Source organism: Sphingobium sp. 15-1 (genome assembly GCF_013375535.1).
Taxonomy (GTDB): domain Bacteria; phylum Pseudomonadota; class Alphaproteobacteria; order Sphingomonadales; family Sphingomonadaceae; genus Sphingobium; species Sphingobium aromaticivastans.
The window spans coordinates 2,376,847-2,388,562 of record NZ_JABXJG010000001.1; the positions used below are offsets into that span (position 1 = coordinate 2,376,847).

At 67.8% G+C, this 11,716-nt stretch carries 12 protein-coding genes; 11 read left to right on the plus strand and 1 reads right to left on the minus strand.

Going from position 1 to position 11,716, the window contains the following annotated elements:
- Positions 1–8 precede the first annotated feature (8 nt).
- The gene (ribH, locus tag HUK72_RS11300; protein WP_176596853.1) at positions 9–431 is read left to right on the plus strand and encodes a 6,7-dimethyl-8-ribityllumazine synthase; all 423 of its coding nucleotides are present in this window, start codon (positions 9–11) and stop codon (positions 429–431) included.
- 257 nt (positions 432–688) lie between these two features.
- On the opposite strand, the gene HUK72_RS11305 is transcribed toward ribH, so the two are convergent.
- Positions 689–1,771 (minus strand): alkene reductase, encoded by a 1,083-nt coding sequence (locus HUK72_RS11305; protein WP_176596854.1) that lies wholly within the window; start codon positions 1,769–1,771, stop codon positions 689–691.
- 70 nt (positions 1,772–1,841) lie between these two features.
- On the opposite strand from HUK72_RS11305, the gene HUK72_RS11310 reads away from it, so the two are divergent.
- The 10 genes from HUK72_RS11310 to HUK72_RS11355 all read left to right on the plus strand — a co-directional run bounded on the left by HUK72_RS11310 (position 1,842) and on the right by HUK72_RS11355 (position 11,579).
- Positions 1,842–2,723 (plus strand): DMT family transporter, encoded by an 882-nt coding sequence (locus HUK72_RS11310; protein ID WP_176596855.1) that lies wholly within the window; start codon positions 1,842–1,844, stop codon positions 2,721–2,723.
- Positions 2,724–2,732: 9 nt separating this feature from the next.
- Entirely contained in the window at positions 2,733–3,398 is a 666-nt protein-coding gene (locus HUK72_RS11315) for a COQ9 family protein (protein ID WP_176596856.1), read from the plus strand.
- A gap of 88 nt (positions 3,399–3,486) precedes the next feature.
- Positions 3,487–3,744 carry a FeoA family protein gene (locus HUK72_RS11320; RefSeq protein WP_176597828.1) on the plus strand — a complete coding sequence of 86 codons (258 nt, stop codon included), beginning with the start codon at positions 3,487–3,489 and terminating at the stop codon, positions 3,742–3,744.
- Positions 3,741–5,603: a ferrous iron transporter B gene (locus tag HUK72_RS11325; protein ID WP_176596857.1), complete on the plus strand. Its 1,863-nt coding sequence runs from the start codon at positions 3,741–3,743 to the stop codon at positions 5,601–5,603. Before HUK72_RS11320 ends, HUK72_RS11325 begins: the two co-directional genes overlap by 4 nt.
- A 257-nt stretch (positions 5,604–5,860) precedes the next feature.
- The gene (locus HUK72_RS11330) at positions 5,861–6,433 is read left to right on the plus strand and encodes a LysE family translocator (protein ID WP_176596858.1); all 573 of its coding nucleotides are present in this window, start codon (positions 5,861–5,863) and stop codon (positions 6,431–6,433) included.
- 56 nt (positions 6,434–6,489) lie between these two features.
- Positions 6,490–7,080 carry a single-stranded DNA-binding protein gene (ssb, locus tag HUK72_RS11335; RefSeq protein ID WP_176596859.1) on the plus strand — a complete coding sequence of 197 codons (591 nt, stop codon included), beginning with the start codon at positions 6,490–6,492 and terminating at the stop codon, positions 7,078–7,080.
- A 130-nt stretch (positions 7,081–7,210) separates the two neighbouring features.
- Positions 7,211–8,500 carry an RsmB/NOP family class I SAM-dependent RNA methyltransferase gene (locus HUK72_RS11340; RefSeq protein ID WP_176596860.1) on the plus strand — a complete coding sequence of 430 codons (1,290 nt, stop codon included), beginning with the start codon at positions 7,211–7,213 and terminating at the stop codon, positions 8,498–8,500.
- A 46-nt stretch (positions 8,501–8,546) separates the two neighbouring features.
- Positions 8,547–9,032 carry a diguanylate cyclase gene (locus tag HUK72_RS11345; RefSeq protein ID WP_176596861.1) on the plus strand — a complete coding sequence of 162 codons (486 nt, stop codon included), beginning with the start codon at positions 8,547–8,549 and terminating at the stop codon, positions 9,030–9,032.
- A gap of 103 nt (positions 9,033–9,135) precedes the next feature.
- The gene (gene rpe, locus HUK72_RS11350; RefSeq protein ID WP_176596862.1) at positions 9,136–9,798 is read left to right on the plus strand and encodes a ribulose-phosphate 3-epimerase; all 663 of its coding nucleotides are present in this window, start codon (positions 9,136–9,138) and stop codon (positions 9,796–9,798) included.
- Positions 9,795–11,579, plus strand: a complete 1,785-nt coding sequence (locus tag HUK72_RS11355) for a heparinase II/III family protein (RefSeq protein WP_176596863.1) — start codon at positions 9,795–9,797, stop codon at positions 11,577–11,579. The genes rpe and HUK72_RS11355 overlap by 4 nt, the downstream gene beginning before the upstream one ends.
- The last annotated feature ends 137 nt before the right edge of the window (positions 11,580–11,716 follow it).

Genomic DNA, 11,716 nt, shown 5'->3' on the forward strand with positions numbered 1-11,716 from the left:
AGAGCAACATGGCAAAATTCCTGATCGTCGAAGCGCGCTTCTACGAGCATCTGAACGACCTGCTGATCGAAGGCGCCGTCGCCGCGCTGGAGGATGAGGGGCATAAATATGAGGTGGTGACGGTCCCCGGCGCGCTGGAAATCCCCGGCGCGGTGGCGCTGGCGGCGGAGACCGGCCGCTATGACGGCTTCATCGCCATCGGCGTGGTGATCCGCGGCGAAACCTATCATTTCGAAGTGGTGTCGAACGAAAGCGCGCGCGGCCTGATGGCGCTCAGCATGGACGGCATTCCGATCGGCAACGGCATATTGACGGTCGAGAACGAAGCCCAGGCGCTGACCCGCGCCAAGAAGGATGAGAAGGACAAGGGCGGCGAAGCGGCCAAGGCGGCCATCGCCATGCTCGCCCTGCGGGAGAGATTCGGCGCCTGAGACGCTGGATTTAGGGTTAGAAAAAGGGGCCGCTTTTACAGGGCGGCCCCTTTTTCATGCGTTTTGGGCGGGGATTGGACCATGGCTGGAAGCGGGAGTGGGCCATTTCCAGTCATTAGTTCTCCGTCACCCCGGGCTTGACCCGGGGTCCCGCTGCCTTGGGCTAGGTGCGGACGAGAGAAGAAAGCGGGACCCCGGGTCAAGCCCGGGGTGACGAAGGGTGGAATGTCTTGGCACCGCCCAAAGCAGACCCCGACTCAGGCCGCTTCCTCCAGCGCCGGATAATCGACATAGCCCTCGGTGCCCTGGCTATAGAGGGTCGCCATATTCAGGCCATTGAGCGGCGCGTTGATCAGCAGGCGCTTGGGCAGATCCGGATTGGCCAGGAAAGCCCGGCCGAAACTCACGCCATCCGCCAGACCGCTGTTCAGATCCTGCTGCGCCCGCTCCAGGTCGTAATCGCTGTTGAGGATCAGCGGCCCGGAAAAATGGCGGCGGATGACCGGCGACTGGCGCGGCACGTCGGTCTGGCCAAATGACCCGTCCGGCCCCGGCTCCCGCAGTTCCAGAAAAGCGATGCCAATCTGCTGCAACGCATCCGCCGCGGCCGCGAACAGCGCGGAAGGATTGCTGTCGTCGACGCCCTGCGTCTCGCCATTGGGGGACAGGCGCACTGAAACGCGATCCGCGCCGATGGCGTCGGCCACCGCCTGCGTCACTTCCCGTAACAGGCGGACGCGATTCTCGATCGATCCGCCATATATGTCGTCGCGATGGTTGCTGCCGTCGCGCAGGAACTGGTCGATCAGATAGCCGTTCGCGGCATGGATCTGCACGCCGTCGAAACCGGCCGCGATGGCATTGTGCGCGGCGCGGACATAATCCGCGATCACGCCCGGAATCTCCTCGATGGCCAAGGGCCGCGCCTGTTCATAGGGCTGCTTGCCCTCATAGGTATGCGCATCGCCCGGCCCCGCGGTGGCGCTGGCCGAGACGGGCTGCTCGCCGGTCACGCTGCTGTGCACCACCCGCCCCATATGCCAAAGCTGCGCGACGATCCGTCCGCCCGCCTCATGCACCGCCGCCGTCACCGGCCGCCAGGCCGTCACCTGCTCGTCCGACCATAGTCCCGGCGCGAAGGGCCATCCTAGCCCCTGCCGCGAAATGCCCGTCGCCTCGCTGATGATCAGGCCCGCCGAGGCGCGCTGGCGATAATAGTCCGCCATGATCGGCGTCGGCACATGGTCGCGGGTCGCGCGGCCCCGGGTCAGCGGCGCCATCAGCACGCGGTTGGGCGCATGGATCGCCCCGAGCTGCACCGGTTCGAACAGATTGGCCATGAAAAAACTTCCTCTTCAAAGTTGCAGATTGCAACGGGACTTGCCTGCCGAAGCCAGCTAAGGAGCCGCCATGGCCGCTTCAACCCCTCTTACCCGCAGAACGACGCCAAGATTTGCTTTCCCCGCGCTGATTCTGGCTAATATCATCCTGCCGCTGGGGCCAGTGCTGGTGCGGTTGTCCGATGTCGGGCCGGTGGCCGCCGCCTTCTGGCGCCTGACCCTGGCCTTGCCTTTCCTCTTCCTGTTCGCGCTGCCGGGGCTGAAGGCGGCGCGGCCCGGCGCCCGCGACGTTGGCGCGATGCTGCTGGCCGGACTGTTCTTCGCCGCCGACCTTGCCGCCTGGCATCTGGGCATTCCGCTGACGAATGTCACCAACGCCACGATTTTCGGCAATATGAGCGCGCTGCTGCTTCCCCTTTGGGGCCTGCTGGTGCTGCGCCAGAGACCGCGCCCGATGCAGGCGGCGGCGCTGCTGCTGGCGGCGCTGGGCGCGGCGATCATGATGGGCGGCAGCTATGAACTTTCCCCCCGCTATCTGCGCGGCGACCTGCTCAGCCTGCTCGCCGGGGCGCTCTACACCGCCTATCTGCTGGTGGTGCAGGGGGCGCGGCGGCGGCTCGACAGTTGGTCGGTGCTGCTGGGCTCCAGCCTGGCCGGGGTGCTGCCGCTGCTGCTGTTCGCGCTCTGGCTGGGCGAGCGGGTGATGCCCGGCGACTGGACCCCGGTGATCGCCCTCGCCCTGTCCAGCCAGATTCTGGGCCAAGGCCTGCTGACCTATGCCATCGCCTGGTTCCCGCCGCTGGTGCTGGGGCTCAGCCTGTTGCTGCAACCAGCGGTCTCCGCATTGTTCGGCTGGCTCCTCTTCCACGAGCAGTTGACCGCCACCGACCTGGCCGGCGCGGCCGCGATCGCCGTGGCGCTGGTGCTTGTGCGCCTGCCCGGCCGGGCGTAATAGCCTGTCATGACCCCGACGCACCAGGACATGACGCTGGACGAAGTCCGCGCCGCGCTCGCCCCGATCCTGCCCCGCCACGCCGCCTTCGACGGCTGGCGCGCAGAGGCCGTGACCATGGCGGCGGAGCAATGCGGCATCGACGCCGATATTGCCGTGCTCGCCTATCCCGGCGGCGCGTTGGACATGATCGACGCCTGGTTCGCCAGTATCGATGCGCGGATGCTGGAGGCGCTGACGCCGGAAAAGCTCGCCGCCCTGTCGATTCGCCAGCGCATCACCTCGCTCGTCGAGACCCGGCTGACCCTGCTGGCCCGCGACCGGGAGGCGCTACGCCGCGCCCAGGCGATCATGGCCATGCCGCGCAACGCGGCTCGCGCCACGAAGCTCGGCTGGCGCGCCGCGGACGCCATCTGGCGCGCGGCGGGCGACGAGTCGACCGACCTCAACCATTATACGAAGCGGCTGACTCTGGCGGGGGTTTATGCCGCGACCCTGCTAGTTTTCGTCGATGACGAGAGCGAGGATTGGGCGGAGACCCGCGCTTTCCTGGCCCGCCGGATCGAGGGCGTGATGCGCTTCGAGCGCGCCAAGGCGCAGTGGAAGGGCATTGGCGGCGGCGAACGGCTGAGCTTCGCCCGCTTCATCGGACGGCTGCGCTACCCCGCCATATAATCTGCCGCGCCGCCGCGCCGATTCATGCTGGCCTTTTCCAATCGGTATTGATAGTCACTCGCAGAAGTAGATGACGAGTGCCTTACCCTTGCGCCTGACCGACCTGCCGTTGCGCCAACCCGCTTATGTGGACCTGATCGACTGGAACGCCCTGTCCGCGTCGGACGGCCAGCGGCTTCGCGAATTCGGCCTGTGCGAAGGCGCCAGCGTCGAGGCGCTGCACCATGGCGGGTTGCTGGGCCGTGGCCCGATCGCCTGCAAGGTCGGCCGCATGACCATCGCCATGCGCCGCAACCATGCCGCCGCCATCACCGTGCGCACCGGGCCGCAGGAAGACGACGCATGACCGGCCTGCCGCTGATCGCGCTGGTCGGCAATCCCAATGCCGGCAAGAGCGCCCTGTTCAACGCGCTCACCGGCGCCCGCCAGAAGCTGGGCAATTATCCCGGCGTCACCGTGGAGCGCAAGGCGGGCCGCCTTTCCCTGTCCGACGGCCGGCCGATCGAACTGGTCGATCTGCCCGGCACCTACAGCCTCAACCCCACCAGCCCCGACGAACAGGTGACGCGGGACGTCATATTGGGCAAGCAGGCGGGCGAACGCCTGCCCGACGCGCTGGTGGTGGTGGTCGACGCCTCCAATCTCGACAATCATCTCCGCTTCGCGCTGGAACTGATCGAGCTGGGGCTGCCGACCGTCGTCGCGCTCAACATGGTCGACCTCGCCACCCGCGACGGGCTGGAGCTGGACGCCCATATCCTGTCCCGCGAACTGGGCGTGCCGGTCATCTCCACCGTGGCGGTGCGCAAGCGCGGCCTCGATCATCTGCGCAGCGAACTGGAAACGATGCTCGACGGCAGCGCGGGCAAGGTCCGCGCTTCGGGCGAACAGCGCGATTTCGACGGCCTGCGCCGGGAAGCGCGCCGCATCGCCCGCGCCGCCATCGTGCGCGAAACGCCTTCCCGCCGCCTGACCAGCGCGGTCGACCGGGTGGCGCTGCATCCCGTGGCGGGGCTGATCCTGCTGCTCGCCCTGCTCTTCATCATGTTCCAGGCGGTCTATGCCTGGTCCGAAGCGCCGATCGCCATGATCGAGGGCTTTGTCGCCAGCGCCAGCGACGCCGTGACGGCGTCGCTGCCCGGCGGACTGCTGCGCTCCTTCCTGGTCGACGGGGTGCTGAACGGCGTCGGATCGGTCATCGTGTTCCTGCCGCAGATCCTGATCCTCTTCTTCTTCATCCTGATGCTGGAGGCGACCGGCTATATGGTCCGCGCCGCCTTCCTGATGGATGGGTTGATGGCCAAGGTTGGCCTGTCGGGCCGGGCCTTCATCCCGCTGCTCTCCTCCTTCGCCTGCGCCGTGCCGGGGATCATGGCGACCCGCACCATCGCGGACCCGAAGGACCGGCTCACCACCATATTGATCGCGCCGCTGATGACCTGCTCGGCGCGGTTGCCGGTCTATGCGGTGATCATCGGCGCCTTCATCCCGGCCCGCACGGTGGCGCTCGGCATCGGCTTGCAGGGGCTGGTGCTGTTCTGCCTCTATATCTCCGGCATCGTCGGCGCGATGCTGGCCGCGCTGGTGCTGCGCCGCACCGTCACCAAGGGCGCGAGCGGCGGCTTCCTGATGGAGATGCCCAAATATCAATGGCCGCGCCCACAGGACATCATCCTGGGCCTGTGGCAGCGCGCAGTGATCTTCCTGAAGCGCGCCGGCACGATCATCTTCACCTCGACCGTGATCCTCTGGGTGCTGCTCAGCTTCCCCAAGGCGCCGGAAAATGGTGGCGTCAGCCAGGTCAATTATTCGGTCGCGGGCCGCATCGCCAACGGGCTCAACCTCGTGCTGGAGCCGATCGGCTTCAACCGCGACATTTCGCTGGCGCTGATCCCGGCCATGGCGGCGCGAGAGGTTGCCGTCTCGGCACTCGCCACAGTCTATTCGCTCGACGCGGACGAGGATGAGGCGAAGCTGGAACGCAGCCTGGGCGACCGGCTGAAGGACAATTGGCCGCTGCCGACCGCGCTCGCCTTCCTCGCCTGGTTCGTCTTCGCCCCGCAGTGCATCTCCACCATCGCCGTGACAAGGCGCGAAACCAACGGCTGGAAATGGCCGCTGTTCATGATCGGCTATCTGTTCGTGCTGGCCTATGTCGCGGCGGGGCTGACCTATTGGACGGCGACGGCGCTCGGCCTGGGGTAGAGCGCGGGGCGCTGAAATTTGGGGGAACGGACGGTCTGCTTGCGCCGTTTCCAAGAAACGCAACATGCTCCTGCGCAGGCAGGAGCCCAATTCCTACGGTGCAATGATCCACTGAGGGCGGGACTGGGTTCCTGCCTGCGCAGGAACACGTTGCGCTTAATGGCGGCGGGACATGGGCAATTCCCCTCATCGCAGTCTCGCAGGGCAAATTGCGCCCCGTCAAAGCGCAAGCGGGCGGGACCGGCTAGCGAGAGCATATGGCCGACCCCTTCCTCTTCACTTTCGCGATCGCCGCGCTGCTCCTGACTCCGGGGCCCAGCAACACGCTCATGGCGCTGTCCGGCGCGCAGGCGGGCCTGCGCCGGACCGTTCCGCTGATCCCGGTGGAGCTGATCGCCTATCTGATCGTCGTCGCGCCGCTGGCGATCTGGGGCCGGGAAAGCCTCGCCGGCTGGCCGCTGCTGGCCCAGGCGATCAGGATCGGCGCGGCGCTCTGGATATTCCGCCTCGCGCTCAAGCTGTGGCGCATCCCCGATTCCGGAAGCGCGCAGACCGGCGTCACCACGCAGCGCCTGTTCGTCACCACCCTGCTCAATCCCAAGGCGCTGATCGTCGGGCTGCTCCTGCTCCCGTCCGGCGCCGATCCGGCATTCCCGCTGCATATGTTGCTGTTCGCCGCCTCGGTCGCCATGGTCGCGCTGCTCTGGGCCGGACTGGGCGCCAGCATGGGCGCGGCGACCGGCCCCCGCGCGCCCTGGCTGCGGCGGATCGCGGCCTCCTGGCTCGCTTTGCTGTCGGGCGGATTGTTGCTCGGCGCCATCGCCCACTGACAGTAGCATTCCGGAAACAGCCCGCTATAAGGGCCTGCTAACGCTTCGGAGGAAACATGGCGGGTTCGGTCAACAAGGTCATTCTGGTGGGCAATCTGGGCGCGGACCCGGAAGTGAAGAGCTTTCAGAATGGCGGCAAGGTGTGCAACCTGCGGATCGCGACCTCCGAAAGCTGGAAGGACCGCATGTCGGGCGAGCGCAAGGAGCGCACCGAATGGCACAGCGTCGCGATCTTCTCCGAAGGTCTGGCCGGGGTTGCCGAACGCTTCCTGCGCAAAGGGTCGAAAGTCTATCTGGAGGGCCAGCTCCGCACCCGCAAATGGCAGGACCAGTCGGGCAATGACCGTTACACCACCGAAGTCGTGCTGCAAGGGCCGGGCGCAGTGCTGACCATGCTGGACGGCGCGCCGGGTGGTGGCGGCCAGGGTGGCGGCTTCGGCGGCGGCGGTGGCCGCTCGCAGCAGGGCGGCGGCGACTGGAGCGGCGGGTCGAGCGGCTTTGGCGGCGGCGATTATGACGATTTCGGCGGTGGCGGCAGTGGCGGCGGCTTTAGCGGCGGCAGCTCCGGCCGCTCATCCGGCGGCGGTCGCGGCAGCGCGGGCGGACCCAATTTCGACAATGATCTGGACGACGAAGTCCCGTTCTGAGGGCTTTGCCCCGGTCAAAGGAAAAAACGCCCCGCCCTTCCGGCCGGGGCGTTTTTCTTTGGCCGTCCGCTCAACTCCCCCGCATCGAACAAGGGTGACTTCCCACCCCATTTTGCCCTAGGCGCAAGCGATGGCAAAATCCCCCCGACCCGAAGACGTCCCCGGCCTTCCCGCCCGCCGCGCCGCGCTCCGCCTGCTCGATGCGGTGCTGCGCCGGGGCGATCCGCTCGAACTCGCGCTGCACGGCGCGGCCCAGGGCCTGCCCTCTGCCGACCGCGCGCTGGTCCACGCCATCGCCGCCGAAACGCTGCGCCATCTGCCCGATCTCGACGCCCTGATCGACAGCGCCACCCGCCAGCCCCTGCCCCATGACGCCAAGGCGCGCATGGTCCTGCGCATCGCGCTGATCCAGACCATCGCGCTCGGCACCGCCCCCCACGCCGCCATCGCCACCGCCCTGCCGCTGGTCGACGGCGGCCCGCGCAAGCTGGTGCACGGCGTCTTCGGCACGCTGACCCGCGCCAATCCGGCGCTGCCTTCCCCGCCGACCCTCCCGCCGGAGGTCGCCGCCCGATGGGCCGGACAATGGGGCGACGCCATGCCCCAAGCCGCGGCGCAGGCCTATGCCCAGCGCCCGCCCATCGACCTCAGCCTGCGCGACGCCAGCGAAACCGCTCGCTGGACCGAAACACTGGGCGGTCAAAGCTTCGCGCCCGGCCATGTACGCCTACCCGAAGGCGCCAATATCCCCGACCTCCCCGGCTTCAGCGAGGGCGCCTGGTGGGTGCAGGATCTCGCCGCCTCCACCCCCGCCCGCCTGCTGGGGCCGGGGGAAGGCCGCCACATGCTCGACCTGTGCGCCGCGCCCGGCGGCAAGACGATGCAGCTCGCCGCCGCCGGCTGGCGCGTCACCGCCGTCGACCAGTCGAAAAAACGCCTCGAACGGCTCAGCGAAAATCTCGCCCGCACCAGCCTCTCCGCCCAAATCGTCCAGGCCGACCTCCGCGCCTGGACGCCGGCGGAACCCGTCGACGCCATCCTGCTGGACGCCCCCTGCACCGCCACCGGCATCTACCGCCGCCACCCCGACGTGCTCCACCGCATCGGCCCGCGCCAGATCGCGGAACTGGCCGAACTCCAGGCCGAACTGCTCGCCCGCGCCGCGCAATGGCTGAAACCCGGCGGCACGCTGATCTACGCCACCTGCTCGCTCGAACAGGCCGAGGGGGAGGAACGGATCGCCCAGTTTCTGAGCGCCCATCCCGATTTCGCGCCGCGCCCCGCCGATCCCGCCGAACTGCCCGAAGCCATTGCCCCCACGCCGCAGGGCTGGGTCCGCACCTTGCCGGACACGCTCGCGGAACAGGGCGGCGCCGACGGCTTTTTCGTTGCGCGGCTCGCGCGATCCACTAAGCCTTAACCACAGCGCCCTATGGTGCGAATGTCGTCTGCACGAAAGGCCCGCCTTGCGCCCGACCGAGCCTCTTCCGCTGAACCATAGCTGGCCGCTCTACGCCCTGCGCGAGCATCTGGCGCCGGTCATGCTGGACGACCGGCTCGCCCGCGACGATGAGGCGCTGGCGGAGCGCGGCCTTGGCCTGTGGCATTGCGACCTGAGCGACAACAGCCTGAACTGGACCGACGGGGTTTACGACATTTTCGGGCTGGAACGGGGCATGCCCGTCCCCCGCCCACTCGCGGTCTCACTCTATGCGCCGGAAAGCTGTGCCGCAATGGAGCAGCTCCGCGCCTATGCCATCCGCCACCGGCGCGGCTTCACCCTGGATGTCGACATCCGTCCGGCGGACGGCGGGGAATGCGTCATGCGCCTGATCGCCGCCCCCATAGTGCAGCAAAATCAAGTGGTTGCTTTACACGGCGTTAAGCAGTTCCTGCCCAAAGGCGCAGGCCCGTCCAAGGGGCTGGACCCCACGCTGTTCGTCCTGTCCTGAAGGCCGCCTCCACGGCCGCCGGAATCCCCGTCTGCAAAAGCCTGTGGATAGCGCGAATCGGGCGTTGCCCTGGGCTTCGGCCAAGGCTAAGGCCGAAGGTCAAATGACCAGCCCGATCCTGATCTCGCCCTCCATCCTGTCCGCCGATTTCGCCCGTCTGGGCGAAGAGGTTCGCGCCATCGACGAAGCGGGCGCCGACTGGATTCACATCGACGTGATGGACGGCCATTTCGTGCCCAACATCACCATCGGCCCCGGCGTGGTGAAGGCGCTGCGCCCACACACGAAGAAGCCGTTCGACGTGCATCTGATGATCTCGCCGGTAGACCAGTATCTGAACGCCTTTGCCGAGGCGGGCGCCGACATTCTCACCGTCCATCCGGAGGCCGGGCCGCACATCCACCGCTCAGTCCAGCATATCAAGTCGCTGGGCGTGCAGGCGGGCGTGGTGCTGAACCCCGGCACCCCGGCCAAGATGCTGGATTACCTCATCGACGACGTCGACCTGATCCTGGTGATGAGCGTCAACCCCGGTTTCGGAGGCCAGAGCTTCATTTCGAACCAGCTCCGCAAGATCGAAGCCATTCGCAAGATGATCGAGAAGAGCGGCCGCGACATCCGCCTGCAAGTCGACGGCGGCATCGATTTCAAGACCGCCCCGCTCGCCATCGAGGCGGGTGCCGACGTGCTGGTGGCGGGCACCGCGACCTTCCGCGGCGGCGCGTCCGCCTATGCCGACAATATCCGGACGCTGCGCGGCGGGTGAGCGACCGCCGCCGCCTTGCCCCCCAATCCATCCCGCCTCATCCTTCCGGGAATGAGGCCGAAACCGACCGGCCGGAAGACGGAATCGAACAGGGCAAGCGGCTCATCCGCATCGCGGACGACAAGGGGCTGTCGCTGGCCCAGCGCATCGCCAACCGCTTCTATCTGCTGAGCTGGAAGACGCCGATCCACGGCCGCCGGCTGAAGGGCAAATATCCGCTCAAGCTGCTCGCCGTTCCCGACGACGAGATTCCCGGCAACGCCCATGCGGGTCAGGCGATCCGCGCCGGTTATTTCCTGTTCCGGGGGCTGAAGCAGCCGCTGGGCAAGCTGGATTTCGCCAATCCTGGCCTTACGCCCGGCTTCACCGACTATCTCCACGGCTTCCACTGGCTGCGCGACCTTGCCACCGTCGCCACCCGCGAGCAGGCCGCGCCGCTGGCCGAAGGCGTCATGCGCAAATGGCTGGACGCCCATGCCGACACGCCCAGCGAACCCGCCTGGCGCGCCGACAATGCGGGCTGGCGGCTGCTCTTCTGGTCGGCCCATGCGCCGCTGATCCTGTCGTCGAGTGACCTCGTCTACCGCTCGCTGGTGCTGAACTGCATCGCCCGCACCGCCCGCCATCTCGATCGCGGCGCGGACAAGGCGCATATCGGCCTGCCCCGGCTCGTCGCCTGGGGCGGGATCGTCGCGGCCTCCATGCTGCTGCCCGGCGGCGCGACGCGCAAGCTGTTCGGGGAAGCGGGCCTGAAACGCGCGCTCGACAGCGGTCTTCATGCCGATGGCGGCATCATCTCCCGCTCGCCGCTCGACCAGTTGGAGGCGATCATGCTGCTGACCATGGTCGCCGCCGTCTATGAGGTGCGCCGTGAACAGACGCCGCCCTTCCTGAAGGACGCGCTGGGCAAGGCGGTTCCGGCCTTGCTCGGCCTCACCCATGGCGATGGGGGCCTGGGCAACTGGCAGGGCGCGGGCGCGATCGATCCCGCGACGATCGAAGCGGTGATCCGCGCCAGCCGCGTGCGCGCGCGCCCGCTGCGCCAGGCCAATGGCTGGGGCTATCAGCGGCTGGCCGCCGGGGGCACGGTGGTCCAGGTCGACGCCGCCCCGCCGCCGGTCGCGCAACTGGCCGATGCCGGCTGTGCCTCCACGGGCGCGATCGAGATCAGCGACGGCCAGCAGCGGCTGATCATCAATTGCGGCGGCGCCGCGCTGGAGGGCGCATGGATCGGCCGCGATCTGGCGCAGGGGCTGCGCACCACCGCCGCCCACAGCACGCTGGTGCTGGACGACAGCAACTCCACTGCCCTGTTGCCCGACGGCACGCTGGGCAAGGGCGTGACGGAGGTCGAGATCAACCGTCAGGAAAGCGAAAGCGGCAGCCGCCTCGATCTTTCCCATGACGGCTATGTCCGCCGCATGGGCTATGTCCACCGCCGCTTGCTGATGATGAGCAGCGACGGCAAGGAGGTCCGGGGCGAGGACATGCTGACCCCCGCCGCCCGCAGGCGGAAGCCGGTGAAGCTGCCGGTCCAGCTCCGTTTCCATCTGGCGCCGGGCGTCGAACCCACTCCCACCGCCGACGGTATGGGCGCGCTGCTGCGCATCGACACGGGCGCCACCTGGCAATTCCGCGCCAATGCGGGGAAGCTGGCGATCGAGGAAAGCCTCTGGACCGACCCCGACGGCCGCCCCCACGCCACGCGGCAACTGGCCGTCACCACCGAAGCCCTCCCCGGCGGCTCCACCATAGGCTGGCTGTTCAAGAAAGTGGGTTGATGGCGGTTTGGGGTGGAAAGCGGACCGCCTGCTTTCCTTGAAATACACCGTGCTCCTGCGCAGGCAGGAGCCCAGTCCCGCCGTCTGTGGATCATCGCACCGTTTGAACTGGGCTCCTGCCTTCGCAGGAGCACGAT

Bases quoted from the DNA above. Each gene is read 5' to 3' on its own strand.
- ribH (WP_176596853.1), top strand. From the start codon at position 9: ATGGCAAAATTCCTGATCGTCGAAGCGCGCTTCTACGAGCATCTGAAC.
- HUK72_RS11305 (WP_176596854.1), bottom strand. From the start codon at position 1,771: ATGGCCAATCTGTTCGAACCGGTGCAGCTCGGGGCGATCCATGCGCCC.
- HUK72_RS11310 (WP_176596855.1), top strand. From the start codon at position 1,842: ATGGCCGCTTCAACCCCTCTTACCCGCAGAACGACGCCAAGATTTGCT.
- HUK72_RS11315 (WP_176596856.1), top strand. From the start codon at position 2,733: ATGACCCCGACGCACCAGGACATGACGCTGGACGAAGTCCGCGCCGCG.
- HUK72_RS11325 (WP_176596857.1), top strand. From the start codon at position 3,741: ATGACCGGCCTGCCGCTGATCGCGCTGGTCGGCAATCCCAATGCCGGC.
- HUK72_RS11330 (WP_176596858.1), top strand. From the start codon at position 5,861: ATGGCCGACCCCTTCCTCTTCACTTTCGCGATCGCCGCGCTGCTCCTG.
- ssb (WP_176596859.1), top strand. From the start codon at position 6,490: ATGGCGGGTTCGGTCAACAAGGTCATTCTGGTGGGCAATCTGGGCGCG.
- HUK72_RS11340 (WP_176596860.1), top strand. From the start codon at position 7,211: ATGGCAAAATCCCCCCGACCCGAAGACGTCCCCGGCCTTCCCGCCCGC.
- rpe (WP_176596862.1), top strand. From the start codon at position 9,136: ATGACCAGCCCGATCCTGATCTCGCCCTCCATCCTGTCCGCCGATTTC.